Below are 25,243 nucleotides of genomic sequence, written 5' to 3' on the forward strand. Positions count from 1 at the left end.
CGCTATCGTGGTGAAACGATGACAGGTTATTTCTTGAGCATGATCTTGTCGGAAAACCGCTGCACACTTTTCCGGATCATGCTCTACCGCCCCCGGCCCGACAGCCGCAGCACGAACACCAGCACTTCGGCGACGGCCTTGTAGAGATCTGGCGGAATCTCCTCGCCGAGCTCGACCTTGGACAGCGCGCCGGCCAAGATCTCGTTCTCCTCGATCGGGATGTCGTTGGCCTTGGCGATCTCGACGATCTTTTCGCCGATCGTGCCCTTGCCCTTGGCAACGACGACGGGCGCGTTGCTGCCCTTCTCGTAGTGCAGCGCAATTGCGAGCTTGGATGGATCGCTCATGTGGCGCGATCCAGGAAGTGGCCGGCGCGGGCCGGCGCCGGCTGCGGCGGCGCGCCGTCGCGCACCAGGATGTCACCGGGCTTGAGCTCGGCTCTCGTCAGGGCTTGATTCAGCTCGCCGATGCCGGCGCGGAGCTGCTGCGCGGTCGCGGGCCGCTCCGCCCACATCCGCACAAAAGTCTTGTCGCCGTTGAGCGTGATCAGCGCATGCACGGGGCCGGCCGGCTCGACATTGAGCGTGAAGCGCGCGCGCCAGGCGCGCTTGGCGGGATCAGAGGACTCGTTGCCGCCGTCGCGCGAGATCTCGAACTGCGCCATCGCGGTGCCCTGCGGGGTCGCAAAGGGAATCTCGAAATTCCATTGCGGCACGGCCGGGTCGATGCGATGGCCGGAGGCATCTGTGCGATCGGGCAGCGAAGCGACTTGCAGCAAGGTCTGCCGCGCGATCGCGGCATCGGTGTCGTTGAGCAGACGGTGCACCGTTGCGGAGAGCGGCGTATCCGGCGCGAGCGATGGCGAGGCGATCGCCTGCGGCGCCGGCAGCGCGCCGCGGAACGGCGGCGGTGTCGCGCGCGCCGCGGCCTCGAAGAGATGGCCGTCGGGCACGGCCTTGTTGGAGCCCGGCACGTTGCCGATCAGGCGCGGCAGGTTTTGCGTGACCTCTTGAAGGAGGGCCGCGGCAAGGCCGGCGGACATGGTTCGCGGCATCGCGGCCTGCGGAGCGCCGCCGGCGATATCGGCGAGCACGGCGGCTGCGAGATTGGCGCTGCGCGGCATCTGCGGCTGTTGGGCCATATCGAGCTCGGTCGACGGCGATGCAGCCTGACCCGGCACGGCGGCGACCTGCGGTGTCCCCGCCGTAGCGATCGCGGCGCCTTGCGCCTGTGGCGCGGCGGTCTCGAGCGTGGCCAATGTCTGGCGCAGCACCAGCAGCGCGGCCTTCAGGTCCGGCATTGTGCCGGAGGACGGCGTTGCGCCTGCGGCCAATGACGCCTCGAGAAACAGACCGGACTTCTGGAAGGCGGATTCGATATCACCGCCGTCGAGGGCGGTGTTGAGCGGCGTCTGCTGCGCCAGCACGTCCAGCACCGCCTGCTTCAGTCCCGCCGGCAGATCGCTGCCGGTGACGACGGAGGCGAGATTGGCGAACAGCGGCGCCTGACTGCCCTGTTTTGTCGCCGCCTCGGCCGAAGCCACGGTGACGGCGACCTGCTCCAACGGCGTCAGCGTGTTGCGTGCGGTGGTCGCAGATGGCGCCAGCGACGGGCTGTCCACGAGTGACACCGCCCGCGGCGTCAGCGTGATCTGATCGGCCGTCGCCTCGCCTGCCTCGTTCATGATGGCGAGCCTGATGTTGCCGTCGTTCTGCGACACTGCGAGCTGGAGATTTTGCCCCGGTGTCAGCGACACCTCGGACATCACATCCATCGACAGATTGGCGATCGCGATCCGCACCAGATTGTCGGCCATCACGCTGACGACCCTTGCGTCCACGACGCTGCCGGCCTGGAGCACAAGATCGGGCGTCGCCGCATCAGCCACAGGGCTGGCGGCACTGACGGGAACGATCGAGCTTATCGGGGTCGGCATCTGAAGGGGCCCTGGGAACGCTGGCCCCACCCTAAGGCCCCGTCGTAAACCTCTCGTAAAGGACTAATCGAATGTATTGAATGATTTCCCACTGGGTTTCCCACTTCTTGGGGGCGGTTTCCCACGGGGTCGTTCTCGGCCTGTTTTTGGTCTGTTCTCAGCGCTTCACCAGCTTGATGGCGGCCTTGCGGCGAGCAGCACGCTCGGCCTGACGGCGCGCGATGTCGGCGTTCCACGCCTCGACCATCGCCTCATTGATCCGGGCCTTGTCGGCTTGCTCCATGTAGCGTTCCGGCTGGCGTAGGGACTTGTGGCCGGTGATGGTCTGCACGCCCTTGGAGTTAGCGCCCGGAAGCGCGGCGACCTCAGAGGCCCCGGTGTGGCGCAGGCCATGGGCGGTATAGCCCTTCTTCTGCTTCGGCATGCGGGCCCCAATCATGACCAGATGCGCCTTGATCGCTTGGCTCATCGACCGCCGGGTCGCCCACTTCCGACCCTCGGAGCTGACGAGGATGTAGTCCGACGTGGCGGTCTCCTCCTTCGCCTTGTCGAGCGCCTCGATCAGCACGTCCGGTAGCAGGTGGTAGGCGGGCTCCAGCACCATGCCCTTCCTGGTGGTCTTTTCCGGCCACACCTTGACGCCCTTGCCGTCGTAATGCTCCCACTTCATCCGCACGGCGTCGCCGCCGCGCTGGCTGGTGAAGTGCAGCACCATCCGGGCCAGCACGAGGTAATCGGGGGCCGTCTCGTCAAAGCGCTCGATCAGATCGTCGGGCCAGCGCAGGTGCGGCTGGCAGTGAGTGTCCTTGTGCTTCTGATCAATCTCCAAGGTGGGGCTAGGCAGCTTGCGGATACCGAAGATCACGTTGTCCGGGTCGGCCGCGCGCGCCGCCTTCCAGATGTTGGAGAGCAGCGTGATGTACAGGTCCCACATCTGCGGGCTCGCCTTGTTCATGAGCCGCTGGGCGGCGTCGCCGTCAATCTCACTGCCGTACTTCGCCTTAACCCGGTCGAGACGCGCAAGGTAGTCCATCTCGCTGGCCATCCGCTCGGCGGCATCGCGGTTCACCTCCCGCAGCGGCTCATTGCCGAATTGCGCTTTCAGCTTGTCCAGCCGCCCGATGTAGATCGTCTGCGTGCCCGGCTTGAGCCCCGTGAAGCTGTCCGACACGCGATAGGTCTCAATCGCCTTGCCGATGGTGCCGGGCAGCGAACGGGCGAGCTTCACGCGCGGCGCGGGCTTCACCTTGTCCCGGTCGGCTTCCAACTTGCGCAGCTTGGCGCGGCAGAGGTCGTACTGGTGCTGAAACGCCTTGCTGGCTTCATCGACCGGCAGCGAGACCAGCTTGACACCAAACTCCTTCGGGAAACGGAAATACAAATAAGGCCGCCCCTTGGCGACCTTTCGGTAGAGATAGTCAGTCCTTTGGACTTCGACCCTTTGCAACATGTGCTTGCTCCAGTTCGCGCAGGCGTCGCAGCAAAGAACTCTCGCTCCCCGGCTCGTCCTTCAAATTATCGAAGGCAGCATCCAGTTCACGACGATCCCAGAGTGAAGCCGTTCCCAGCTTCACTGGGGGCGGCATCTTCTCGGCATCGACCAGTTCATAGAAAAACCGGGTCGAAATCGACAGATAGGCCGCAGCCTGTTCGGCCCGCATGGCGCGCGGTGGGTATGACAGACCATCCGCCAATTTCCTGCCCACGAACGCACCCCCAATTTACGCGGGAACCCCGCCCAGGACGACGCTTAAAAAACTCGAAAAACCGCAACCATTTCAGACCCTTGGACCCGGCGACCTCAGGCCCCCGCCTGGGCCGCGCCCTCGCTGGGCAAATCACCCCGCCCCCGCCTCTGGGGCCGCCCTGGTGGGCCGTTTCCCGGCCCCTCAGCGGCAGCGGCAGCCTTCGCGCGTTCGGCTTGCTTCGCTGCGGTCATCGCGAACTCCTCGGTCGCGTCGCCTTCTCTTGTTCGGCTATCCAGGCGAGCAACGTACTCCGGCGGCCACAGATAACTTCACCCAGCCGAAATAGCGGCATGCCTGAATGTGCAGCAAGATGGTAGACGCGCCGTCGTTTGCTCGGGGAGCCAAATATAAAGCGTGCGATTTCTTCTGCCCCTTCGAGCAAGTCGTCAGCGATGCAATCGTTATCCTGCACCTTCATGCCTCACTCCTACATGCGAAGAACATTGGCGACAGCTTGAATTGTTCGCTGGGTGATCCTTGTTCTTTCCCTGCGATCACCACGCGCCTCGGCGGATGACTGCCCCGGATGTTCACCGAACGAGATGGCGTCCGAGTGGATGAAGTTCAAAACCGAAATTCCGACAATCACGCTAGGAATAGGCTTCTCGAATTCAATCGAGATCCCGTACGTCTCGTTGAGGAAACGCTTTCTACCGAGAACGTGGCCGCGTGTGCCCAGAAGTCCGACCATCTTCGTAATATAGTCGGCCAAGCAGTCCTGCTTGGCCGCTGAAATCATCTCCTCGAGTTCGCTGCCGAACTCGCTCGTTTGCTTATTTCGCTTCGCTCTAAGCGCTCGGTATTGTGTAACAGCGGCAGGCGCGGTGCGCGCCGTATCGGCCATGTTAGCGGCGATCAACAAGTTCGCCGCGTCTGGTGCCGACATTTGCGCGGCCGAGGTTCCTCGCCCTGAAGTCCTGATGAGGCCGTGTTCACGAATAGCTCGTGCGATAGCGCCGACGCGCTCCGCATCGATCCCTTCCACAGCGGCTATGCCTGCCACCAACTGACTAAGTGTCGCCATGACGAGTACCCATCGGTAACCATTGCAAATGGAGGTAAACGCTGTCAAGCTCCCATTTGACGAAATTACAGATGGCGTCGGCCGAGCGGCAACATGAACCTTCAGGTCGTCTGCCGGACGGCTCACAGCTCACGGCATCTTCGCCGAGGTTCTGCCGTCAGCGGGAGCGTTCACATGAAGCCGCGCGACGCCAATGATATTCTGCGCGAGCAAGTACGCAGCAATGAGGTGCGCGCCGCGCCGTCGAGGCCCGCAAGCTGGAGCGACCGGCGGCTGATCTTGTCGAGTGCGGGATTTGTCCAGGGCTTCGTGCCGCCCGACTACGTCATCTTCGGTCTGTTGCAGCGGCGCTTTCTCTACAGCATCACCGGCAAAACCGGAGCAGGCAAGACCGCGATCCTGTTGTTGATCGCTGCGCACGTTGCGGAGGGCAAAAAGATCGTTGACCGCGACGTTGAGAAGGGCCGCGTGGTGTACCTCGCTGGCGAGAACGCCGACGACGTGCGGATGCGCTGGATCGCCTTAGCGCAGCAGATGGGCTTCGATCTGGAGACCCTCGACGTTCACTTCATCCCCGGCGTGTTCAAGATTTCGGAGATGCAGGACCGTATCCGGACCGAGATCAAGCAGATCGGCCCCGTCAACCTGATCATCGTGGACACCGCCGCCGCGTACTTCGAGGGCGACGATGAAAACTCCAACACGCAGTTCGGTGACTATGCGAGGCGCACCTTGCGTCCGCTCACCACGATGCTCGGCGAGCCGTGCGTCATCGTAGCCTGCCATCCTGTCAAGAACGCCAGCGACGAAAACCTTATCCCGCGCGGTGGCGGTGCCTTCCTCAACGAGGTGGACGGCAATTTGACGGCAGCCCGCACCGCGTCAGGCGTGGTCGAGCTGCATTGGCAGGGCAAGTACCGAGGGCCTGACTTCGCGCCGATGCACTTCACGACGCGCACCGTCACCCACGAGCAGTTGAAGGACAGCAAAGGGCGGCTGATCCCGACCGTCGTAGCATCGCCGCTGAGCGAACGGGGCCACGCCGACATTGTCCAAGCGGCGCGGAGCCGTCAGGACGAACTCCTGGTCGCGCTGCGCGACGCGGCCAACCGGAAGGCGTCACAGATTGATCTGGCGCGGCACCTTGGCTGGAAGCTGCGCGACGGCAAGCCGCATCACGTCGCGGTCAAACGAGCCTTCAAGGAGCTGGAAAAGGACAAGCTGGTCACTGGGGAGCCGGGCCGTATCGACCTCACCAAGAAGGGGGAAAAGGCTCTGAACACCCTTCTTCAGAACACCCCCAATCTGAACACCCGATGTTCAGACCCTGAACACATCTGAACACGGGAGGCGGTGCAATGAGAAAACTCCATCAAATCGAGATGCTAATGCCTCTGAACATGTTCAGACCGCCTGTTCAGAACTGTTCAAAAGGGTGTTCGGAGGGAGGTCTGAACACACCTCCTCCTCCCTAGGGGAGGAGGTGTTCAGAACCACCGACCCTCGATAGTCAGGCGCGCGGGATCAGCAGGCAATGACAACAGCGAGAGGAGCGCGAACATGAACCTGTACCATTTCACCCATCCCGGCACCGTTCTCCGGATTGCGGCGGAGGGACTGAAGCCGAACGACGACGATTTCATGTCGGGCGGTCTGCCGGTGGTTTGGCTGACGCGGCAGCAGTCGAACGTCATGACAGCCGCCGATGTGGCGCACATGCACAGGATGGAGGTCGGTGATCTCAACAGGAAGGATGGCGATCTGATTTTCGGCGGCAAAGCCCGTTTGACGGTGCGGCTGGAGCCTCAAAAGCGGCTGGTGAAGTACCGGGATTTTTTGCGGGATGGCGGTGCGCCGCTGGTCGATCCCGCGTGCCTGACGCAAACTGCGCTTACGCAATGGTACGTCTATCTTGGCGTCATTCCGCCGCGAAAGATCGACATCACCATGACTGTCGCACTGATTGTCGAATGCCTCGATCATCACATTCAGACCCATCCCGATGCGGACGCGCGTAAACGGTTCGCTGAACAGCGGGCGCAAATCGCAACGCTGCCGCCCGATAGGCTGGCGAGCTTTGATTTGAGAACAACTGGATGAAACAGATCGCCTATCGCCTGGAGGGCATCGCCGTGAACCGTCACGCTCGCAGATCGGAGCTGGCCCGCTACCGCCGGGAAACATCCGGCGCGCTGCTGACCTATCTCGTCGATGTCGATCAGCCGCTCGACGTGCCGATCCTAAAGAACGCCGCCCGCTCTTGGCTGGATGCTCTGCCGCGCCGGATGCGGTCCTGCATCGCGTGCAGTGGGCTGATCTGGGAGCGGCAGCGTGTCGGCTGGCTGTTATTGAGCGTGCCAGTCGTGCCGCCGAAGCCGCCAGCCGCATCCGTGTGCGGTATCTGCTGCGAGTGCGCGGACCTTCCGCTTCAAGCACTGGAACGAGCGGCGACGACGGCATTGCAGACAGCGGTGCCGGGAGGACGCTTCGAACCGTTGGACACGCGACGATGAAGCCGGTTCGACCATCAACATTGGCAGGCGCGTTTCCGGTTGGTCGCGGGCATCCCACACCCGCCGAAATGCTGTCCCGAGACGAGCGCGATCGATATCTGATCGCGGCTGCGGATCGGTTTTACATTGGCGTGAGCGACAATTCAGCAGCAGCCGATCTGGTCACCAAGCTCAGTCTGTATCGCGCAACCGCTTGGCAACGTGATCGCGATTGCGATGAGGCGCTTTGTCCCCATCGACATCGAGGCGCCATCAGGGAATTTTTCTGGATGATCTTGAAGTCCAGGGATCGTCTGCCGGGCGAGAGGCTCGTCCGCGAGGTGTTGCGGGCGAGCGAGCGAGAGCGGGGCTGAAGCGGCTCGGCACGCCAGAGCAACTTGATCCCGCCATCGAGCCGACCCCGGTATTTTTTGCCAACGGCCTGCGCCACCGTGTCTCCGATCATCATCATGGAGGCGACACATGAGCTTCGAACCCGGACCCGCAAACCCGCAACCGTTTTCTGCTGGGGTGTACCTCCCGTCGCAACTCGACGTGATCGAGTGGCTGCCGCCCGCTGCTGCCGAACGGCTGCGGCTGCTGCGCCAGCGTGCCGCCGATGCGCATCGGCTCATTCCAGAGTTCGAGACTATTCGCGAAGCGAGCACGAGGAAGATCGAAGCCGCGAATGAATTGAAGCGGCTGACCGATCACCCGCAAGATTTTGGCTTCAACCTCAAGCCGGATGATCCGCGCGTCAAATCCGCAATCAAGCATCTCGAAAAGATGACTGCCGATTTGAAGCGACTGACAGAATTGCGGGAGGTGCGGACGGCGGCATGGCATGCAGCATCCGCCGCGCTGGCTGCCTGCGAGAGCTGGCTGCGAGATGGGAAGCCGCACGGCACCACGCTCGAGGAGATCGAGACTGAGACGCCGAAGCTGAACAAGGGCGAGGATGTTTTGTCGGGCATCGAACGCTTGCGCCGGCGCGTTCGCGAGTTGCGCGCCGACCTGCATCGGATCGCGTCCGCGCCTTACCCGAGCGCCTTCTGCAAGCAGCGCATGCGCGAACAGATCGAGGCATTGGCGCAGCGTGGAACGCCATCGGTCAGCCGGTTGGTCGAGCTTGATGGGTCGGTGGATTTCCAGACGCAGAGCCTCACATCGGAGGTTCACGCGGAGCGTCGTTCACTGGCCTTCACCGAAACAGCCGACGCGCTCGCGCTGGTCGCGTGGCTGCATCGGGATGCGCTGATCGCCGCGCTCGACCGCGAGATCAGTACCGAAGCCGACGACAAGGCCGCATTGACGCACGAAGCGCGTCAGAAGGCCGAAGCAGAGGTGATGGCCGATCTGCTTGCGGTCGAGCGTGATGAGTGTGCGCTGGTCTGGACGGCGCAGGCGCAATGTCTGCCGATCGAGCATCGCGGCGACATCAGACCGCTCGCGCTGCTTGGTCTGCGGCTGATCACGGCACCACGCCCAGACGCATCGCCGGAAACATCGCCGGGGCTTTCGTGGCTGTTGCGCCGATGAACACCAATCGTGCAGCCGGTGGGCTCGCTGCCTGCTTCCTCACCGGCATGCACGGCGCAGACAGGGCGGCTCGCTGGCGCTTGCTGTCTTGTCCGGGCGGAGCGGTGGCTCCTTCTGCTCCGCCCAACCAACGCGACGGCGGCACCGGGTGTCGAGACCGTCACGTCGGGCGACGTGGCCATAGGTCGGGGCTACGTCGCCCGCCCCTGAACGAAGCGGAGTTGATGATGGCTATTCCCGCCCCTACGGACGCTGGTGATCAATCGGAAGCGGCTGGGCTCCCCGAACAACCCCCGCCCGAGAAATCCCACGTGATAGGCCACGGCGGGCGAAAAGCCGGGCTCAGCGAGACATCCAACGACTACCCCCGCGTCGTCGGCATCTGAGCGACGGGAAGACCCGCGTGGTCGTCTGTTACGCTGGCATCCATGGATCGTGCAGCGCAGGCAGGGCGAGCAATGGCACTCGCGATCCTTCTGCCACACCAAAGAAGCGCTGATCCGCTGTTGCGGCGGCAGCACGCCGGAACTCGATGCGCTGCCCGATCGCATCGGCAATCGTGTTGAGCCGACTACCGACATGCGGGATGCGGCGTAATGATCCGGCGTAGCCCGCGCAGGCGGCGCTCACCCATGTTCGCCATGTGGCTTGCGCTCCAAGCGCGCGGCCAGGTTTGCCGTCGCTGGAAATCATTCGGGGTTTTTTACCACGACGTTCACCCGAAACCGTCGCGGAGGCATTTGCTCGTTCGCAGCGATCCGACAGCCGAGTTCTCGCCAGACAATTGCCGCTGGGAGGTCGGGAGGCGGTATCGATCGCCGCGATCGACCGCGCGGGCACGTCCTCGATGACCGGGGACAGGGCGTTATAGCTCGCTTCCGCAAATCGTTGACACCGTTGCGATAAACGGCATTTCGAGGGGGCGGGATCACTCGATGGAAACTGGGAGAACCGACGTCCGGCGGGCCGCGGCACGATCATGGCCTTAAGGACGGGCAACGGCCTCTTAGACCGCGCCGGGTTTGGGCAGCTTCCGTGTCTGGGGCGGAAACTTAACGACGCGAGTTTTGGGGTCCATGTCGCCCCATTGCTTCGGGTGCCCAAACCCCACTGTTTCCAAGTTGACGAAGAAGTAGTCGAACGGCCCTTGGTTCGGTGTGAATGGCACGTATATGTGGGTGCCCGTTACAATATCGTCGCCCATGTCGTCGATTGCCACGATGTTCGCAAAGGGGATTATCCCGGTAACTTTCAACCATGCTTTGTTGTCATCTGGCAGAGCATTCCAAATCGCCGACGCAGCCTGGTCTAGTTTTTCGTTCTCCGGGTCGTTCACTTTCCAGGGGTCGTTCTGCATATGCCTTGTCGCTATCAGGTCGGCAGCGTCCCACTCGCCGGTCGTTGGGTCTAAGTACGCATGAAACCAAGACGTGCTTACCTCTAGTCCTCTATGAGTTATGCTTTCGGGGTGAAAGACCCGCCATTTTTTCGGCCGTTCACCTTCGGGGACGGTCGGGTATTCGGTGTCCGTCGGGTCGCGTACGAGTATCTGGGCCGAACTTTTGCCGACGGTCTTCGTCAGTTTCCGCTTGGTCGCTATTTCGGCGCGTATCTGCGTGGCTTGGCTCCGACGACGGATCGTTAGGGAAATGCCGAAGTAAGCAAAAAGCAGATTGTCGTTTTTGGGTTGGTATAACTGGTCCTCTAATTCGCCTTTGCCCCAGATCACCGCCTCACTGATACCTTGATCCCGGCACCAACCATAAAATGCATCGCGGGATGTCTTCGAGAAGTCGCAAGCGGCAGCAAAGATGATCCCGTGCAGCTTGTCTTCCGGCGCGAGACTTATTTGGGCAAGGTGGGCTTTAAGCTTGGCGGGGCTGATAGTCCTCTCCCGCTTGCACTGGATCAGCCATAGCCGATCTGCCGCGCCATCGAACGCTGTCTCATCCTCCGGTTCATCCTGATCCACCGCCGCAGTCGCGTCCGGTGCCTCGACAATCTCAAGGGCGCGGGCATCGAAACCATCGTCTGAGCCGGATCGCCCGGTCGCCTCTAGTCTCCGCCACGGGCGAAAATCGTAGACAAGCTGCCGCACCAAATCTTCGAACCGCTTTGGTTCGAGGTCGGTGAATGGAAGGGGATTGTATGTGCGGGTCGGAGTGGCACTCATTGGCAGGGACGGTCCTCGCTGCTCGCGTCAACTTGCGATAGCTGGGCTGGCATGTATGGCCATTCTTATCAAGTGCCGGTCACGCCCACGGCAGTCAGACCGGGGCTCCCCCCATCGAGCGTCATCTTGTGCTCTGGAGTGGCATTGGGCCTTCCATTTCGTGGAATTCAGCGGCGTGCACCCGACCATCGTGCTCCGCTTCCATCAAGACCCAAAGTTGGCGGCGGGCGTCAACTAGTTGTATTTGATGATGATTGAGAAGGACTGTTATCTTCCCAATCCAACCTTCTATTTGAGAGAACTTGGGCAAGCTCCGGCCTTTCATTAACTGTTCCAAGTTTCCTCGATGGAGGAAGTCTCCGCATTCTCCGTATAGCCGCTGCAATTCGCTTTTGGTCAGGTGAGGTTCATTGACTACGGTAATATTGATCACTTTACCGGCTTCATCATGTACTTGTCGCCCCGGAACGGGGTAGAACCCCGGATGCAAGGTTGCGAGCAATTTCATGATCTGATCGGCGTTATACGCTTTAGTTAGCCGCTTTGCCTTCGTCTCCGGAACGTCCCCGTGCGCTGTCAGACAAGCGAGAGCAATCAACTCGCAGATCATTCTGAGCTGTAGATAGGCGAGTTCAATCGCAACAATCTCGGGGACGGCAATGCGACGTTGCGTGATGGAAGACACAACATCGATGCGCCGCTTGATCTCCTCCATGAGACTGCAATACAGCGCCAACAGACGCGGGTCTAACTTAGCAACCGACATGTTTCATCCATTGGGTCTGCCTATGCCGTCGCCTTGTCTTCCTTGTCAGCGCTACGCGCCACAATCTTCAGTGCATCATCCGGCAATGGTCGCTGCAACGCCTTCGCCTCATCCCACGGCGCGCGCATCCAAACGTCCCGTTCTTCGTCGGTGGTCAGGATTACCGGCATCGCCTTAGGATGGATCGGTTCGACCACCGCGTTCGGCGCAGTCGTGAGGAAGCCATAGACCTGATGCGGCCCCGGCACTGGCTTCGACTTGGTGCCGCGATCACCGTTGAACGTGGTCCAGATGCCAGCGAAGGCCGTGAGCGGTCGATCCTCGTTGAGTGCGAACCAGACGACATCTTTTTTCTTGGTTTCGGGGTTCGGCTCCGGCGCATATTCCGCAAAGCTGTTGAACGGCACCAGACATCGGTTCTCCGGCTTTAGCCAGCCGCGCCAGTGCGGCGATGACGTGTTGCGGATATTGGTGACCGGCGGCCCGCCCGTGCGCGGTGGCGGCGGCATGCCCCATCGCATCATTACCAGCTCGCGGCCCATCTCGGTGTTGCGCACCACCGGAGCCGGATAATCTGGAAACACGCCCGGCATCGGTGCGAGGTTGCCGACATAGCGGTTGACGACGCGGAAGAGTGCGATGATCGCGGCTTGGTTGGTCGTGATGCTGTAAAGGTTACACATGCGCTTTGCGGACTACCGCTTGTTGAAGTCCGTTAGCTTGCGCATGTAGTAGCCTTGCCTCTGAACGGCGAGCTTAATGTCCTCGCTGACGCTCGCCACTTTTTTCTTTTTGCGCCATCTGCTTGACACGTCGGGAAAAGGAATTGGCAAACCATTGCGCACAACCAACAGATCGCGCCTGTTGTTCAGATACACATCGAACATTCTAAGGCCCCCCAGCCGATGATCAGAATATCGCGAGCAGCAGAAATAGCAAACAACTCCGTCCGGCCACGATGGATAGGCAAGCCGCTACAGATGGTTGTGGACGGCGTGCTGGGCACAACGGAGGAGACGACGCGGCCAAGGTCTCACCGCAAGGGACTGCGATGTCCACATTGCCACCCAGAAGCTGACACCTATGGGCTGGGTTAGCGGACGCCCCACGGGACGTCCGCTCGGTAGTCATGTTGGCTCGACGCCGGTTATTCGCTCGCTTTATTGATCACCTTCATTTCCTTCACCCGCTGAATGACCTGCTCGAGGTTGTAGCTCGCCGGATTTTGCATCGGCGGGAAAGGAACGTAGCTCTCCAGCTCCTTCAGCCATAACAGCTGGCCGATGGGCAGCATGTTCCAGTCATATTGATAAGCGGTCATGGGTGCAGCGATAGCTCCGCCCAGCGACATGAGCGTCTTGATTTGCGAGCCGATGGAAGTCTCAAAGGGATCGCGTTTGATGTTGACGATCTGGGTCCAGTGATAGGGAACCACCCCTACCGTGAAGCCCTCTGGGCTGTCGGAGACCATCGCGAAGTACATCTTCCAGTTCTTGTACCGGACCGCCGAAGGCTCCTTGCCGGAATAGTAGAAGAAGGTATCGCGCGCCGACTTCTCCGACTTGCCGCTCAGATAGTCGAGCTGGTTCACACCGTCGAGTGTCGTTTTCACGATGCCGGGATATTGACCGGCCTCGATCTGCTTCTTCAGTCCGTCGCTCTTCGGGCCACCGGCGATCTCGACGAGGGTGGGCAGCCAATCGAGAGACGCGAAAATGCCTTCCTTGACTGTGCCGGGTTTGATGACGCCGGGCCAGCGAATGACCGCCGGGGCGCGCATGCCACCCTCCCACGTGGTGACCTTGCTGCCCTTGAAGGGAGTGGTGCCGCCGTCCGGGAAGGTCTGGGTCTCCGCGCCGTTGTCGGTCGTAAAGACGACGATGGTGTTATTGAGTTGGCCCATGTCTTCGAGCTTCTTCATTACCACGCCGATGTTGTCATCCATCTGCTTCATACCGGCTTCGTTGACGCCCCAGTCCTTGCCGCCACGCGTGCCCACCATCGCCAAGTACTTGTCCGACAGCACGGTGGTGATGTGCATGCGGGCCGGGTTATACCAGACGAAGAACGGCTTGTTGGTCTTCTTGGGATCGTTGCGGTCCATGAAGTCAACGACCTTTGCCGAAATCTCCTCGTCCACCGTCTTCGAGCGCTCCAAGGTCAGCGGACCTTCATCCTTGCACATCATATTCTGGGCTGAGCCGTCGGACTTGCACGCAAGCACGGGACGCGGCGGGGTCAGACAAACTGCTGCTCTCGGGTCCACCGCGCCGGGGACTTCAGGCACGCCGGGGATCAGCGTGTTCTTGCACGGCGGCGCGACGCCCTGCTCCGTGGGAGTATTGTTGATGTCGGGGAAGCTCACCCCTTGCATCGCATCGAGGTGATACAGGTAGCCCCAGAACTCTTGGAAGCCGTGGGCGGTCGGCAGAGCATCGGTGTGGTCGCCCAGATGGTTCTTGCCGAACTCGCCGGTAGTGTAGCCGAGATCAAGCAGGAACTTGGCGATCGTCGGTGTGCGGGGCAGCAGATATGACGGGCTGCCCGGGAGTTGCGGCATGATCATGCCGGTGCGCAGTGGGTTCATTCCCGTGAAGAAGGCATTGCGCCCTGCCGTGCAACTCTGCTCGGCGTAGTAGTCGGTGAACTTCGCGCCTTCCTGCCCGATCTTGTCGATGTTGGGCGTCTCGCCGACCATCAGGCCTTGGTGATAGATGCGCGGCTGCATATAGCCGATGTCATCGCCCATAATGAAGATGATGTTTGGCTTCTGCGGTGTTTGCGCTGTCGCCGGTCCGGACAGCGACAGCGACATCAGTGCCGTAGCGCCGAGAAGCGCGGCGCAGGATCGTTTGTGCCGACCTGTCGCAACGTTGCACAGCAGGTTTGGGGTGCAAGAGTTTGCATCCTTGTGTTTGCAGCGAAACATGGCGTCACCCTCTTTTTTTGCGGGCGTCAAAGGCACCGCGCCAAATGCATGGAAAGTTTGCTCAGAACCGCGAAGCACTCGCCGTGCTACATGGGCAGGGCGAGTGCTCGGTGAGAGACCGGCACAAAGCGGTCTGAATTCCATTGATCCAGATCAAGGGGGGGCCGACGCAGCGAAAACAAGAACGCGCGAGGTCGTGACGTCCCGTTTGGGTCCTTTGGGGCGTGTCGCTCTCCGCGGGGACCGCGCGACCGCGCCCCTTCAGCATATTTGCCTTTTACGTTTTTCGATGTTTGTTTGCTGCATCTGCTTTTTCAAAGGCTCGCCAGATGCGGCGCATTGATCTGTTTGAGGCCACAATGCAGGGCTGGTCGAGGCTCAATCCGGCGCAGCGCGAGCGGTTTTTCCAAGCGGGCCTGAAGGCGGCGCTGCGCCTTGACCGGCGAGAATTCCGCGCTTGGCTCCTGCGGCGGGTCAGGACCGCGCCGCTCGCGGCCCCGGTCGATCCTGCCACCTTCACAATTTCGGATGCCGATATTGCCTTGCTGCTGAAACAATTGCCTTTGGTGACCACCCCGGCAAAGGGACCCCCTTCGCCGGGGGCCGTAACCATCACTACTCTGCCTTCGGTGCTTCAACCGCAGCCGGTGCATCCGCCGGAGCCTCCACAGCCGGAGCCTCCGTAGGAGTTGCCTCCACAGCCGGAGCTGCCTCTGGTGCCTTCACAACTTCCTCTACCGTTGGTTCATCTGGTGTCATTGCGATCACTCCTCGGGAGGTTGGGGAAAACCGGCGTGGGCACCTCCCATAAACCTCCCAAGATCGGGCGGGTCTCCGTCACCGATGGATGCCGAGAATAGAGCGGTGATGGAGATACTGTTCCGCAAAACAACGCGAGCTAATGGTCAAAATTGCTCATTCATGAAAATTAAAACGAAACGGGATTTTGCCATCAGATTAGGACGGCATCACGTCATCGCGCCATCACCACGTTGAGCGCCAGCGTTCTCGAAACCCTTTGCGGTCCTCTCGACGGACGCTGGCCTGACGGTCGCAAGCACCTCGTCGGTGACGGGGCGCTGGTCGCGATTGATCCGGCTCGCTTCACGATTTCGGATGCCGATATTGCCAGCCTTCTGCGGGCGGCGGGCGAAGCTGCCGCCGGGCCGGACAAGGACGAGGCAGGCCCTCGATCACGAAAACAGAAAGACCCCGATCAGCAAACCTACAGCAAATGCCCAGAGGCCTAATGTGCAAGCTGAGACAACGCGGGCGAGATTACGGAGGTCGTCGTCCGACGCGATCTCGTGGGATCGATCCGTCATTGCAGACACCCCCTGCAGTGCTGCGATGGTAGCGGCCTGAAGAAAGCGGCCCCAGCATTGGGGGCTGGCGGCAATTGCTGGAGCCGTCCTTATGGACGGGGCAGCAGTCCCGCCATGGCTTAAGTTAAATCCAAACGTTAGTGCTGTCTGTCCGGCTCCCGACATTGAACCTTATTGAGCCCCCGCACGCGCGGTGGGCTGAAAGCAGCATCCGCCTGCCGGAAGGGCGTCTCGGCAACGCCGAGGGTTTGAACCTTGAGCCGCTGGCGGCGACCTACCTACAGAGGCAAATCTCTCGGAGGCTGTCATGACCCACTGGCATGACACGATGGTCGATAGACCTGAAACGGATGGTGCGGTCTACGTCACAGGCTGGACAATCTCCGGCCTAGCCGTGCTCGGGACGATTGTTGCGGTTTGGGTTTTGGGGATTTAGACCCGCTAAGGCGCGCCCTTGCCCCGTTTCAGAGTAGTTATTTTTGAGGTCATCATGCCTGAGATATTGGAAGTGCTGCTGTGGTGTGCCGCGCTTGCGACGTGGCTGATGCTTCTCTTCGCCTTCGTGAGCGAGGCCCTGAAACCGCTCTCAAAGAGCATCCGCCGAGTGATCGAGGAAGCTTTCAAGCCCAACTTGAAATGATGTCGGCTACGATGCCCGATCGAAACTGAACCGGCCTGCCCCGGTAACGAAGATCAACGTGACCTTGAACACAAGCCTTATCGCTCACCGACGTGATCGACCGGGTACAAACCCACCGCGCGGCATCCCGTCAGCGCGGCATCACCACGTCGAGCGCGCCAGCGTCGCGGTGTGCGGGTTGCTCGACCGACGCTGGTCTGATGGTCGCCAGCACCTCGTCGGTGACGGGGTTGCGGATCGTGACAGGCTTGCCGGTCGCGTTGGCTTCCTGCTGTGCCACCGCACGGGCTTGCGTGCCGGGGACCAGGGCGTCGCCGTCATCGCTGGTGATGGAGACGACATCGGTGCTGCTTTCGAAATTCATTTTCAGTTCGCTTTCCAATGGACGGGAGCGGCAGTGCTCGCCCAGACGGAAGCGATAGTCGCCGGTTCAACCTCAGACAACGACGGCAAGCCGCAGGCGTTATCGGCCATTAGAAGGCCGTACAGCGCACCGGGAGCGCGGCACCCGACCCCGGGCCGCAGCGATGGGCGGGAGGGCGGAAACGCGGCGCTGCGGCTTTAAGCTTCGCCCGGAAATCGGCCGGGCGGCGTGCGCCGCTGTGCGCGGCCAGTCAGAGGAAGTGGGAAACCGTGCGTGGGAAACGCTTGATTTTGCTCGATTGGTCCTTTCCCTCTCGTTAAGGACCTTTGTCCGCTTGCGGCTTCACGGCCGCCAAAACCGCCACGGCGGCCTGAAAATCCTTCAGGCGGGCGGCGCGGCGGGCAGCCGCCTCCTCGTCCACGCCCCATTTCTCGGCGTTCCAGTCCTCGTCGACATGGGCGGCGGCCCAGACCTGGCCGGCATCGCGCACGCCATGGGCGAGCGCCAGCGCCAGCAGCGCAGAACCGGTCAGGGTCGTGACCACGTGGAGCGCCGCGATCGACCAGGGATCACCGGGCAGCGCGGCGCGGGCGGCCTGAACGGCCTCGTCCGGCTGCTTCACATGCATGATGCCCTCGGACAGGATGAAATGCGCGCCCAGCGTCTCCGCGGCCCAGAACAGCACGGGGTCCCAATGCGTGGCCTCGCGGGCGACCAGCCCTTCGGGGTGGCCGGCGCGATAGAACAGCAGGTCGGTCTCGAAGTATTTTGCAAGGTCGTCGCTGACGAGCTCGACGCGATCGATGACACCCTCGACGACGCTGTTGGCGATCCGCATCAGCGGCATGGTCACGGGATTAATCGTCTCGCCCTGGGCCGCCCATTCCGCGGCCACAGCATCGGCCAGCGCGCGCGACGGGATCACCACCTGCCGGGCAGATGGCGTCCGGATCGGCCTGCCGTCCAGCGTGATGGCGAAACCGCCCTCGGCCTCGGCCAGGCCCGCCTCCTTGTAGAAGCGCTTGCGCCGCGGCGTACGCGCGGCCTGGCGCACCGCCTCCTGCGGATCGAGCGGGGACCGCCCCGCAACCTCATCGAACAATTCGCGCATCTCGTTTCGGCCCCGGTCTCTGGATGCTAGGCTTGTAAGCCAAGACCGGCGGCCGATAAAGCGAGCGGCAACGCATGAGGGAACTTGCGGGCATTGCGGCCCTTTTCGCCGGGCTCTGGCTGGCCGCGGCGGACGCCGGTTTCCGCACCCCGGAATCGCTGGTCCGCAATGTCTACGCGCATTACGGCGATGGGGCGCCGGAACTGTCAAAAGGCCTGCCGCGCGATGCCGCCTCCGCCCGGCAATTCTTCGACCCCAGCCTGCGCAAGGCCTGGAGCGCGCCGAGGGTCGAGCCCTACGACTTCCTGGTGCAGAGTCCGAGCTGGAAGCTCGGCCCGGTCGCGATCGCGGTCGTCCGCAGGCAATACGACAAGACCTATGTCGCGGCGAATTTCGACAATCGCGGACGGAAGGTCACGCTGAACTTCGTCCTGGTCAACGGACCCGAAGGCTGGCTGATCACGGATGTCGAGAGCCCGCATGACAGTCTGCGGATGTTTCTGGAGCAGTTTCGGAAGTGAGGGGGTTGTTCGACTCACAGCTGTCATGCCCCGCGAAGGCGGGGCATCCAGTACGCCGCGGCCTATCGATTCAACCGCGGCCGTCTCGGAGTACTGGATCGCCCGCCCCAGTGCGCAATTGTGCACAAGGCGGGCGATGACACCGGAGAATGTGGCTTACTCGGTCGCGCAACTGCCGCAGCCGGCACGTCCAATCCCTACTCTTCCGGCGCGTTCTCGATCGGATCAAACCGGCTCGCATCGAGCCCGAGCAGATTCCACGACTGCTGCATGTGCGGCGGCAATGGCGCGGTGGCGTCGATCACGCCGCCGCGGGGATGCGGAATGACGATGCGGCGCGCCAGCAGATGCAGCCGGTTTTGCAAGCCGCCCGGCAGCTGCCAGTTCTCGATGTTGAAATATTTGGGATCGCCGACGATGGGGTGGCCGATATGCTCCATGTGGGCGCGCAGCTGGTGGGTGCGGCCCGTCACCGGCTTCAGCGACACCCAGGTCAGCTTGTTGCCGGCGGTCTCGACCACCGCATAATACGTCACCGCGTGGCTGGCACCTTCGTCGCCATGCTGGGCGATGCGCATGATGGTGTCGTCCTCGCTCTCTTCCTTCGCGAGGAAGGTCGAGATGCGGCCCTGCTTCGGCTTCGGCAGACCCGGCACCAGCGCCCAATAGGTTTTTCGCGCGGACCGCGAACGGAACGCGCCGGTCAGATGCGAGGCGGCAAACCGCGTCTTGGCGATCAGGAGACAACCCGAGGTCTCCCGGTCGATGCGGTGCACCAGGCGCGGCTTCTGACCCTTGGAATCGCGCATCACCTCCAGCATCTGGTCGATGTGCCGTGTCATGCCCGAGCCACCCTGCACGGCGAGGCCGAGAGGCTTGTTCAGGACGAGGACGTCGTCGTCCTCGTAGATCGTCATCTCTTTGAGCGCCTGAAGCGTCTTTTGGGCACCTTCCGACAGCTCACCGGCGGCCTTCGGCGTGTCGAGCTTCAACGGCGGAATGCGGACGCTCTGGCCCTCCTCCAGCCGATCCTTGCTGTCGACACGCTTGCCGTCCACGCGCAGCTCGCCTTTGCGGACGACGCGCTGGATGTGGGAGAACGACAGGCCGGGAAAGCGCGCTTCCAGGAAACGATCGACGCGCATGTTGTTCTCGTCAGCCGTCACCTTGACGGTCTGCACCTTCGTCGGCAGCAGCGCCTCGACGGGCTTTGCCGGCGCAGGCGCTTCGGGCGCAGCCTTGGGCGGCCGCCGCTCAGCACGCTCCGCCGCAAAGCGCGGCGGCTTCGCACCCGGCTTGCCACCCGGCCGTGGTCCCGCCTTCTTCGCAGTGCGCGCCTTGAACGGACGCGAATCGTCGCGCTCGTCACGCGAGCGGGGCTTTGGGTTCATTCTCTTGATGCGGCGGCTCATGGTTGCCTGCGTACCCTAAAAGCCGGCTCCCGTCACGGCGAAATGGCCGCTTCTAGCGCGAGCCTCCCCGCTCCTTCCGCAGCTTGGCCCAGTAATCCAGCCGCTTGCGGATCTCGCGCTCAAAACCGCGCTCGGGCGGGTCGTAGAAGGTCTGGCGGCCCAGGGCTTCCGGAAAGTAGTCCTGGCCGGAGAAGGCGTCGGGGGCGTCGTGGTCGTATTCGTAGGCCGCGCCGTAGCCCTCCGACTTCATCAGCTTGGTCGGGGAATTGAGGATGTGCTTTGGCGGTAGCAGCGAGCCGGCCTGTTTTGCGACCTGCATCGCGGCCTTGAAAGCCGTGTAGACGGCATTCGATTTCGGCGCGGTGGCGAGATAGACGACGGCTTGCGCGATCGCGAGCTCGCCCTCGGGATGGCCGAGGAAGTCGAAGGCGTCCTTGGCCGCGTTGGCAATGACGAGCGCCTGCGGATCGGCAAGGCCGATGTCCTCGACCGCCATGCGTACGACGCGGCGGGCCAGGAACAGCGGGTCCTCGCCGGCATCGAGCATGCGCGCGAGGTAATACAGCGCGGCGTCGGGGTCGGAGCCCCGCACCGACTTATGCAGCGCCGAGATCAGGTTGTAGTGACCGTCGGCCGACTTGTCGTAGATCGGCGCGCGGCGCTGCAGGATCTCCTGCAACTGCGCCGCGTTGAAAATCTCGTCCGCCCGCGCCGAACGCCAGACCTCCTCGACAAGCGTCAGCGAGGCCCGGCCGTCGCCGTCGGCCATGCGCACCAGCACAGCGCGCGCCTCGTCATCGAGCGGCAGCTTGCGGCCCTCGACCTCTTCGGCATGCGCGAACAGTTTTTCGATCGCGGCGGCATCGAGCGAGCGAAACACCAGCACGCGCGCGCGAGAGAGCAACGCCGCGTTGAGCTCAAAGGACGGGTTTTCGGTGGTCGCGCCGACCATCACGACGGTGCCGTCTTCCATGACGGGCAGAAACGAATCCTGCTGGGCGCGATTGAAGCGATGCACCTCGTCGACGAACAACAGCGTGCCCTTGCCCATCTCGCGGCGGGCGCGTGCGGCGTCAAACGCCTTCTTCAGATCGGCGACGCCGGAGAACACCGCGGAGATCTGCTCGAAATGCAGATCCGTCGCATCCGCCAGCAGCCGCGCCACCGTGGTCTTGCCGGTGCCGGGCGGGCCCCAGAACACCAGCGAGCCGAGCGTGCGCGTCTCCAGCATGCGCGTCAGCGCACCGTCGGGACCGAGGATATGGTCCTGGCCAACGACCTCCGACAGCGCGCGCGGGCGCAGCCGGTCCGGCAGCGGATGCGGAGCCTCGTGGTCGAGCCCCGCCGCGGCGAAGAGAGTTGGCGTCTCCTGTGGTCGCTTCGGGCTCATCCGCCCAGCGTGACGTTGATCTGCTGGCCGCCACGCACCAGCGTGATGCGCCAGATCCGCGGCCGTTCGCCCGCCGCCTTTTCGAGGTCGGCAGTCCTGCCGATCTTCTGGTTGTTGACGGCGAGGATGATGTCGCCCTTCTGGAAGCCGACACTCGCAGCCGCGCTGTCGCCGCCGAGATCGGTGATCACGACGCCTTCGGTGTCGGCGTCCAGATGCAGCTCGTCGGCAACCGCCGGCGTGATGGACGAGACCTTCGCGCCCTGGAACGGCGAGCGCGCGGTGACGACGAGTTCGTTGCGGCCGGAGTCGGGTGCGGTCTCGAGCGAGATCGTGACCTTGAGTGGCTTACCGCCGCGCTGCACGTCGATCTGCGCCGTGCCGCCGAGCGGACGCGTGGCGAAACGGTAATCGAAGGCGTTGGGATCATCCACGGTCTGGCCGTCGATCCCGGTGATGAGGTCGGAGGATTTCAGGCCGGCCTTGGCCGCAGGGCCGGTCGAGACCACGCTTGCGACCAGCGCGCCGGTCGGCGAACGCAGGCCGAGGCTCTCGGCGATCTCGGGCGTCACCGCCTGCAATTTTGCCCCTAGCCACGGCCGCTTCACCGCCTTGCCGCCGCTCTTGGCGGAGGCCACGACGACGCGCACCATGTTGGCGGGGATCGCAAAGCCGATGCCTTGCGAGCCGCCGGAGCGCGAATAGATCGCGGTATTGATGCCGGCGAGCTTTCCGCTCATATCGACCAGCGCGCCGCCGGAATTGCCGGGATTGATGGCCGCATCGGTCTGGATGAAGAACTGGTAGTCGGTGATGCCGACTTGGGTGCGCGCGAGCGCCGAGATGATGCCGTGGGTCACGGTCTGGCCGACGCCGAAGGGATTGCCGATCGCGAGCACGACGTCGCCAACCAGCAGCTCGTCGGAATTGGTGAAGTCCAGGGTCGGAAACTTTTCCTTGGTGTCCTTCAGGCGCAGCACGGCGAGATCGGTGCGCGGATCCTTCAGCAGGATCTCGGCCTCGAATTCCCGCTTGTCCGACAGCGATACTTTCACCTGGTCCGCGCCCTCGATGACGTGGACGTTGGTGACGACGAGGCCGGAGGCATCGACGATGACACCGGAGCCGAGCGAGCGCTGCATCTGCTCGGGCTGCTGGCCCGGTACGCCGAAGAAGCGGCGGAAGATCGGGTCGTCCAGCAGCGGATTGCGGTTCTGCACCACCTTGGCGGCGTAGACGTTGACGACGGCCGGCTGCACCCGCTGCACGATCGGCGCATAGGACAGCCGCAGCTCGGCGGGCGAGGACGGGACACGACGGTCCTGCGCGGCGGCCGGATTGAGGTGGGCTGAAAACGCTATGCACAATGCCGTGATGACGGCGGTCCGGGTCGATCGAAACATTCCTACCTCTCGGAAAAGACGCCGGAATATAGGCGCGTTCGCCCGCCAATAGAAGGGCGCCAGGGGGCATTATTCAGCCGCCTTTCCGGTGTGTCCGCCTTGCAAGTCCCGCATGCGAAATGACAATTTACCTGGGCGGTGGATTGGCATGATGCGCGTCATCCACCATTGTGGTGTCGAGCGGATTCGGTTGCGGCGAATTGGCATCAGTGGGAACCGCGCAACCGGGCGCAGCGTCGCGGGGCAGTCATCGTTCATACCTAGGCTCTCCCGTTGCGACTTGGGGAAGTTCGTCAAACGATGGAGTCATGATGTGAGCAGGACAAGACTTGCAGCCACCGCGATTGGTCTCGCCGGTGCGCTGGCGGCCTCGCAGGCCCAGGCCCAAACGGCAAGCAGCAGCGATCAGGAGATCGCACTGCTGAAGCAGCAATTGAAGATGCTGGAGCAGAAGCTCGACAAGCTCCAGAGCCAGACCGCCGCCAACACGGCGGCCACGGCGAAGGCCAAAGTCGAAGCAAAGGCAGAGGCCAAGGCCGAAGCGCGCTCGGAGGCGAAGGCGGTCGTGGCCAATGCCAGCGCGGCGATCCCGCTCAAGGGACCGGCGCCCGCGTCCGGCGCCGTCGTGACGATGCCGAACAACCGGCCGACCATCTGCACCGCCGACGGGGCGAACTGCGTCGCGATCACCGGTCGCGTGCACTACGATATGGGCGGCTATGACTATCGTCCCAACACGGCGGCAACTGTGCCGCAAAAGCTGGACAGCGGCGAAAACGTGCGTCGCGCGCGCATCGGTGTCGTCGGCAAATTCCTCGAAGACTGGAATTTCGCGCTGATCTACGATTTCGGAGGCTCGTCCGACGGATTTGGCGGCACGGGCGCCGCCGGCGCGACCCCTGTCGGCTTCCTGCCGGGCGGAGGCACCTCCGGCATCGAGAATGCTTGGGTGAGCTACACGGGGCTGAAGCCGTTCGGCGGCAAGATGGCAATCGAAGCCGGCATCATGGACCTTGCCTGGACCCTGGATGAATCCACGAGTTCCAACGACATTGCCTTCATGGAACGCGCCTCGGTCGGCATCATCGCGCAAAATATCGCCGCCGGCGACTTCCGTTCCGCCGCTGGTGCCCGCTGGTACAATGACGTGTTCTGGGCCGGCGCTTACGTGACCGGCCCGACCTCGGGTGCCATTCACTCGGCCTCGAGCGTGTCACCTCCCGGGACCAGCGAGCAATACGGCGCGACCGCCCGCGTTGCGGGTCAGGTCGTGAGCGGCAACGACTACTCCGTGCATCTCGGCGCCGACGCGGAATGGCTGATCCAGCCGCCGCGCAATCTGCTCGCGAACACGCAAACGCTCACGCTCAGCGATCGTCCCGAGCTGCGCATCGATCCCACGACGCTGATCTCGACCGGTGCGATTGCAAATGTGTCGGGCGCGCAGGTCTATGGCGTGGAAGCCGCGGCCACCTATGGACCGCTCTGGGTCCAGGGCGAATACTACTGGTTCAACATCGATCGCGGTGCGAACACCGCGGTGGCGCCCATCGGTACGTCGAGCCTCAAATTCCAGGGCGGCTACGCACAGGCGGCCTATGTCCTGACCGGTGAATCGCGCAAGTACAATCCGAGCAACGCGGCCTATGGCGGCGTCAAGCCGAACAATCCGTTCTCGATCAACGGCGGCGGCTGGGGTGCCTGGGAGATCGCCGGTCGCTACTCGACCATAGATCTGAACGATCAGTTGGCGACCGCCGCCGGCATCGCCGGCGGGCGGCAAACCGTCTACACGCTGGCGCTCAACTGGTACGTCAACGGCAATGTGCGCTTCATGCTCGACTATCTGCATGGCACGGTGTCGAAGCAGGCCTCGGCGGTGTCGGCGGCGGACACCGGCTCGAAGTTCGATGCGGTCGCGTTGCGCACGCAGTTTGCGTTCTGATGCAATCTCTTCCGGGAGCGGCACAGTCCGCTCCCGGAGAGTTACGCTGCGCGCTTCGGCTTCTTGACCGGCTCCGCTTCAGGCGGCGGCGCGCAGGACAGCCGTTGCTGATGGCTTTCGCCCCAGGCCTTCAGGATGTCGATCACCGGCCGCAGGCTCTCGCCGAGCTCGGAGAGGCAATACTCCACGCGTGGCGGCACCTCGGCATAGACCTTGCGGATGACGAGCTTGTCCTCCTCCAGCGCACGAAGCTGCTTTGTCAGCATGCGCTGGGTGATGCCGGGCATCCGGCGGCGCAGTTCGCCGAAGCGCTGGGTGCCGTCCTGGAGGTGGTAGAGGATCACGCCCTTCCACTTGCCGTCGATCAGGTCCAGCGTCGCCTCGACCGAGCAGCCGGGACGCCGAGTAAAATCTCGCCGCTTCATGCGTGTTTTCCCAATAGTATCCAAACAGGGACTATATCCCCGAATTTACAGTACTTGCCAAATCGGGGCTAGCGGGACAGTTAGCGGGCCAGGCGCAGAT

27 protein-coding genes are annotated in these 25,243 nt (G+C 62.8%); 10 read left to right on the plus strand and 17 right to left on the minus strand.

The window, feature by feature from the left end; translation table 11 throughout:
* Nucleotides 1-83: 83 nt before the first annotated feature.
* The 5 genes from AC1DW2_RS00545 to AC1DW2_RS00565 form a co-directional block, all read right to left on the minus strand.
* Nucleotides 84-347: an EscU/YscU/HrcU family type III secretion system export apparatus switch protein gene (locus tag AC1DW2_RS00545; RefSeq protein WP_028151179.1), complete on the minus strand. Its 264-nt coding sequence runs from the start codon at nt 345-347 to the stop codon at nt 84-86.
* Nucleotides 344-1,936 (minus strand): flagellar hook-length control protein FliK, encoded by a 1,593-nt coding sequence (fliK, locus tag AC1DW2_RS00550; RefSeq protein ID WP_477005038.1) that lies wholly within the window; start codon nt 1,934-1,936, stop codon nt 344-346. Before fliK ends, AC1DW2_RS00545 begins: the two co-directional genes overlap by 4 nt.
* Nucleotides 1,937-2,093: 157 nt before the next feature.
* Complete coding sequence (locus AC1DW2_RS00555) at nt 2,094-3,386, minus strand: tyrosine-type recombinase/integrase (protein ID WP_477005039.1); 1,293 nt, start codon at nt 3,384-3,386, stop codon at nt 2,094-2,096.
* Nucleotides 3,355-3,642, minus strand: coding sequence for a helix-turn-helix transcriptional regulator (locus AC1DW2_RS00560; RefSeq protein ID WP_187388023.1), 288 nt, complete (start codon nt 3,640-3,642; stop codon nt 3,355-3,357). The genes AC1DW2_RS00555 and AC1DW2_RS00560 overlap by 32 nt, the downstream gene beginning before the upstream one ends.
* Before the next feature lie 469 nt (nt 3,643-4,111).
* On the minus strand, nt 4,112-4,708 hold the full coding sequence (locus tag AC1DW2_RS00565; protein ID WP_063982613.1) for a hypothetical protein: 597 nt from the start codon (nt 4,706-4,708) through the stop codon (nt 4,112-4,114).
* Between the two features lie 174 nt (nt 4,709-4,882).
* On the opposite strand from AC1DW2_RS00565, the gene AC1DW2_RS00570 reads away from it, so the two are divergent.
* The 5 genes from AC1DW2_RS00570 to AC1DW2_RS00590 all read left to right on the plus strand — a co-directional run bounded on the left by AC1DW2_RS00570 (nt 4,883) and on the right by AC1DW2_RS00590 (nt 8,739).
* On the plus strand, nt 4,883-6,049 hold the full coding sequence (locus AC1DW2_RS00570) for an AAA family ATPase (RefSeq protein ID WP_063982612.1): 1,167 nt from the start codon (nt 4,883-4,885) through the stop codon (nt 6,047-6,049).
* A gap of 219 nt (nt 6,050-6,268) precedes the next feature.
* The gene (locus AC1DW2_RS00575) at nt 6,269-6,808 is read left to right on the plus strand and encodes a hypothetical protein (protein ID WP_477005040.1); all 540 of its coding nucleotides are present in this window, start codon (nt 6,269-6,271) and stop codon (nt 6,806-6,808) included.
* The gene (locus AC1DW2_RS00580; RefSeq protein ID WP_477005041.1) at nt 6,805-7,221 is read left to right on the plus strand and encodes a hypothetical protein; all 417 of its coding nucleotides are present in this window, start codon (nt 6,805-6,807) and stop codon (nt 7,219-7,221) included. Before AC1DW2_RS00575 ends, AC1DW2_RS00580 begins: the two co-directional genes overlap by 4 nt.
* Nucleotides 7,218-7,574 (plus strand): hypothetical protein, encoded by a 357-nt coding sequence (locus AC1DW2_RS00585; RefSeq protein WP_477005042.1) that lies wholly within the window; start codon nt 7,218-7,220, stop codon nt 7,572-7,574. The genes AC1DW2_RS00580 and AC1DW2_RS00585 overlap by 4 nt, the downstream gene beginning before the upstream one ends.
* A 109-nt stretch (nt 7,575-7,683) precedes the next feature.
* Nucleotides 7,684-8,739, plus strand: coding sequence for a hypothetical protein (locus AC1DW2_RS00590; RefSeq protein ID WP_477005043.1), 1,056 nt, complete (start codon nt 7,684-7,686; stop codon nt 8,737-8,739).
* Between the two features lie 414 nt (nt 8,740-9,153).
* On the opposite strand, the gene AC1DW2_RS00595 is transcribed toward AC1DW2_RS00590, so the two are convergent.
* The 6 genes from AC1DW2_RS00595 to AC1DW2_RS00620 all read right to left on the minus strand — a co-directional run bounded on the left by AC1DW2_RS00595 (nt 9,154) and on the right by AC1DW2_RS00620 (nt 14,493).
* The gene (locus AC1DW2_RS00595) at nt 9,154-9,432 is read right to left on the minus strand and encodes a hypothetical protein (RefSeq protein ID WP_477005044.1); all 279 of its coding nucleotides are present in this window, start codon (nt 9,430-9,432) and stop codon (nt 9,154-9,156) included.
* 313 nt (nt 9,433-9,745) lie between these two features.
* Nucleotides 9,746-10,912: a hypothetical protein gene (locus AC1DW2_RS00600; RefSeq protein ID WP_477005045.1), complete on the minus strand. Its 1,167-nt coding sequence runs from the start codon at nt 10,910-10,912 to the stop codon at nt 9,746-9,748.
* Between the two features lie 121 nt (nt 10,913-11,033).
* Nucleotides 11,034-11,678: a hypothetical protein gene (locus AC1DW2_RS00605; protein WP_477005046.1), complete on the minus strand. Its 645-nt coding sequence runs from the start codon at nt 11,676-11,678 to the stop codon at nt 11,034-11,036.
* A 20-nt stretch (nt 11,679-11,698) separates the two neighbouring features.
* Entirely contained in the window at nt 11,699-12,361 is a 663-nt protein-coding gene (locus AC1DW2_RS00610) for an SOS response-associated peptidase (RefSeq protein ID WP_477005047.1), read from the minus strand.
* Nucleotides 12,362-12,373: 12 nt separating this feature from the next.
* Nucleotides 12,374-12,565 carry a hypothetical protein gene (locus AC1DW2_RS00615; protein ID WP_477005048.1) on the minus strand — a complete coding sequence of 64 codons (192 nt, stop codon included), beginning with the start codon at nt 12,563-12,565 and terminating at the stop codon, nt 12,374-12,376.
* Nucleotides 12,566-12,825: 260 nt separating this feature from the next.
* Nucleotides 12,826-14,493 (minus strand): arylsulfatase, encoded by a 1,668-nt coding sequence (locus AC1DW2_RS00620; protein ID WP_477005049.1) that lies wholly within the window; start codon nt 14,491-14,493, stop codon nt 12,826-12,828.
* Between the two features lie 443 nt (nt 14,494-14,936).
* On the opposite strand from AC1DW2_RS00620, the gene AC1DW2_RS00625 reads away from it, so the two are divergent.
* The 3 genes from AC1DW2_RS00625 (at nt 14,937) to AC1DW2_RS00635 (ending at nt 16,572) form a co-directional block, all read left to right on the plus strand.
* Nucleotides 14,937-15,293 (plus strand): hypothetical protein, encoded by a 357-nt coding sequence (locus AC1DW2_RS00625; protein WP_477005050.1) that lies wholly within the window; start codon nt 14,937-14,939, stop codon nt 15,291-15,293.
* A gap of 306 nt (nt 15,294-15,599) precedes the next feature.
* Nucleotides 15,600-15,857, plus strand: a complete 258-nt coding sequence (locus tag AC1DW2_RS00630; protein ID WP_477005051.1) for a hypothetical protein — start codon at nt 15,600-15,602, stop codon at nt 15,855-15,857.
* Between the two features lie 565 nt (nt 15,858-16,422).
* Nucleotides 16,423-16,572, plus strand: a complete 150-nt coding sequence (locus AC1DW2_RS00635; RefSeq protein ID WP_477005052.1) for a hypothetical protein — start codon at nt 16,423-16,425, stop codon at nt 16,570-16,572.
* Between the two features lie 130 nt (nt 16,573-16,702).
* On the opposite strand, the gene AC1DW2_RS00640 is transcribed toward AC1DW2_RS00635, so the two are convergent.
* Nucleotides 16,703-16,936 carry a hypothetical protein gene (locus AC1DW2_RS00640; RefSeq protein ID WP_477005053.1) on the minus strand — a complete coding sequence of 78 codons (234 nt, stop codon included), beginning with the start codon at nt 16,934-16,936 and terminating at the stop codon, nt 16,703-16,705.
* A 316-nt stretch (nt 16,937-17,252) separates the two neighbouring features.
* Nucleotides 17,253-18,047, minus strand: a complete 795-nt coding sequence (locus AC1DW2_RS00645) for an ATP12 family chaperone protein (RefSeq protein ID WP_477005054.1) — start codon at nt 18,045-18,047, stop codon at nt 17,253-17,255.
* 74 nt (nt 18,048-18,121) lie between these two features.
* Between AC1DW2_RS00645 and AC1DW2_RS00650 the strand changes: the two genes are divergently transcribed.
* Nucleotides 18,122-18,568, plus strand: coding sequence for a hypothetical protein (locus AC1DW2_RS00650; RefSeq protein ID WP_477005055.1), 447 nt, complete (start codon nt 18,122-18,124; stop codon nt 18,566-18,568).
* A gap of 197 nt (nt 18,569-18,765) precedes the next feature.
* Here AC1DW2_RS00650 and AC1DW2_RS00655 read toward each other — a convergent pair whose 3' ends face one another.
* The 3 genes from AC1DW2_RS00655 to AC1DW2_RS00665 are packed head-to-tail and all read right to left on the minus strand — an operon-like array spanning nt 18,766 to nt 22,773.
* Nucleotides 18,766-19,980, minus strand: coding sequence for an RluA family pseudouridine synthase (locus AC1DW2_RS00655; protein WP_354099940.1), 1,215 nt, complete (start codon nt 19,978-19,980; stop codon nt 18,766-18,768).
* Nucleotides 19,981-20,032: 52 nt separating this feature from the next.
* The gene (locus AC1DW2_RS00660; RefSeq protein ID WP_028151184.1) at nt 20,033-21,370 is read right to left on the minus strand and encodes a replication-associated recombination protein A; all 1,338 of its coding nucleotides are present in this window, start codon (nt 21,368-21,370) and stop codon (nt 20,033-20,035) included.
* The gene (locus AC1DW2_RS00665; protein ID WP_354240574.1) at nt 21,367-22,773 is read right to left on the minus strand and encodes a DegQ family serine endoprotease; all 1,407 of its coding nucleotides are present in this window, start codon (nt 22,771-22,773) and stop codon (nt 21,367-21,369) included. The genes AC1DW2_RS00660 and AC1DW2_RS00665 overlap by 4 nt, the downstream gene beginning before the upstream one ends.
* A gap of 313 nt (nt 22,774-23,086) precedes the next feature.
* Between AC1DW2_RS00665 and AC1DW2_RS00670 the strand changes: the two genes are divergently transcribed.
* Nucleotides 23,087-24,718, plus strand: coding sequence for an OprO/OprP family phosphate-selective porin (locus AC1DW2_RS00670; protein WP_354099938.1), 1,632 nt, complete (start codon nt 23,087-23,089; stop codon nt 24,716-24,718).
* Nucleotides 24,719-24,759: 41 nt separating this feature from the next.
* On the opposite strand, the gene AC1DW2_RS00675 is transcribed toward AC1DW2_RS00670, so the two are convergent.
* Nucleotides 24,760-25,143 (minus strand): winged helix-turn-helix transcriptional regulator, encoded by a 384-nt coding sequence (locus tag AC1DW2_RS00675; RefSeq protein WP_028151187.1) that lies wholly within the window; start codon nt 25,141-25,143, stop codon nt 24,760-24,762.
* Nucleotides 25,144-25,243 lie beyond the last annotated feature (100 nt).

The sequence above is a fragment of the Bradyrhizobium sp. P3_C3 genome (assembly GCF_056402655.1).

Bases quoted from the DNA above. Each gene is read 5' to 3' on its own strand.
- AC1DW2_RS00675 (WP_028151187.1), bottom strand. From the start codon at position 25,143: ATGAAGCGGCGAGATTTTACTCGGCGTCCCGGCTGCTCGGTCGAGGCG.
- AC1DW2_RS00605 (WP_477005046.1), bottom strand. From the start codon at position 11,678: ATGTCGGTTGCTAAGTTAGACCCGCGTCTGTTGGCGCTGTATTGCAGT.
- AC1DW2_RS00600 (WP_477005045.1), bottom strand. From the start codon at position 10,912: ATGAGTGCCACTCCGACCCGCACATACAATCCCCTTCCATTCACCGAC.
- AC1DW2_RS00635 (WP_477005052.1), top strand. From the start codon at position 16,423: ATGCCTGAGATATTGGAAGTGCTGCTGTGGTGTGCCGCGCTTGCGACG.
- AC1DW2_RS00655 (WP_354099940.1), bottom strand. From the start codon at position 19,980: ATGAGCCGCCGCATCAAGAGAATGAACCCAAAGCCCCGCTCGCGTGAC.
- AC1DW2_RS00580 (WP_477005041.1), top strand. From the start codon at position 6,805: ATGAAACAGATCGCCTATCGCCTGGAGGGCATCGCCGTGAACCGTCAC.
- AC1DW2_RS00575 (WP_477005040.1), top strand. From the start codon at position 6,269: ATGAACCTGTACCATTTCACCCATCCCGGCACCGTTCTCCGGATTGCG.
- AC1DW2_RS00595 (WP_477005044.1), bottom strand. From the start codon at position 9,432: ATGATTTCCAGCGACGGCAAACCTGGCCGCGCGCTTGGAGCGCAAGCC.
- AC1DW2_RS00650 (WP_477005055.1), top strand. From the start codon at position 18,122: ATGAGGGAACTTGCGGGCATTGCGGCCCTTTTCGCCGGGCTCTGGCTG.
- AC1DW2_RS00585 (WP_477005042.1), top strand. From the start codon at position 7,218: ATGAAGCCGGTTCGACCATCAACATTGGCAGGCGCGTTTCCGGTTGGT.
- AC1DW2_RS00620 (WP_477005049.1), bottom strand. From the start codon at position 14,493: ATGTCGCTGTCGCTGTCCGGACCGGCGACAGCGCAAACACCGCAGAAG.
- AC1DW2_RS00570 (WP_063982612.1), top strand. From the start codon at position 4,883: ATGAAGCCGCGCGACGCCAATGATATTCTGCGCGAGCAAGTACGCAGC.
- AC1DW2_RS00660 (WP_028151184.1), bottom strand. From the start codon at position 21,370: ATGAGCCCGAAGCGACCACAGGAGACGCCAACTCTCTTCGCCGCGGCG.
- AC1DW2_RS00590 (WP_477005043.1), top strand. From the start codon at position 7,684: ATGAGCTTCGAACCCGGACCCGCAAACCCGCAACCGTTTTCTGCTGGG.
- AC1DW2_RS00555 (WP_477005039.1), bottom strand. From the start codon at position 3,386: ATGTTGCAAAGGGTCGAAGTCCAAAGGACTGACTATCTCTACCGAAAG.
- AC1DW2_RS00545 (WP_028151179.1), bottom strand. From the start codon at position 347: ATGAGCGATCCATCCAAGCTCGCAATTGCGCTGCACTACGAGAAGGGC.
- fliK (WP_477005038.1), bottom strand. From the start codon at position 1,936: ATGCCGACCCCGATAAGCTCGATCGTTCCCGTCAGTGCCGCCAGCCCT.
- AC1DW2_RS00665 (WP_354240574.1), bottom strand. From the start codon at position 22,773: ATGTTTCGATCGACCCGGACCGCCGTCATCACGGCATTGTGCATAGCG.
- AC1DW2_RS00615 (WP_477005048.1), bottom strand. From the start codon at position 12,565: ATGTTCGATGTGTATCTGAACAACAGGCGCGATCTGTTGGTTGTGCGC.
- AC1DW2_RS00640 (WP_477005053.1), bottom strand. From the start codon at position 16,936: ATGAATTTCGAAAGCAGCACCGATGTCGTCTCCATCACCAGCGATGAC.
- AC1DW2_RS00610 (WP_477005047.1), bottom strand. From the start codon at position 12,361: ATGTGTAACCTTTACAGCATCACGACCAACCAAGCCGCGATCATCGCA.
- AC1DW2_RS00645 (WP_477005054.1), bottom strand. From the start codon at position 18,047: ATGCGCGAATTGTTCGATGAGGTTGCGGGGCGGTCCCCGCTCGATCCG.
- AC1DW2_RS00625 (WP_477005050.1), top strand. From the start codon at position 14,937: ATGCGGCGCATTGATCTGTTTGAGGCCACAATGCAGGGCTGGTCGAGG.
- AC1DW2_RS00565 (WP_063982613.1), bottom strand. From the start codon at position 4,708: ATGGCGACACTTAGTCAGTTGGTGGCAGGCATAGCCGCTGTGGAAGGG.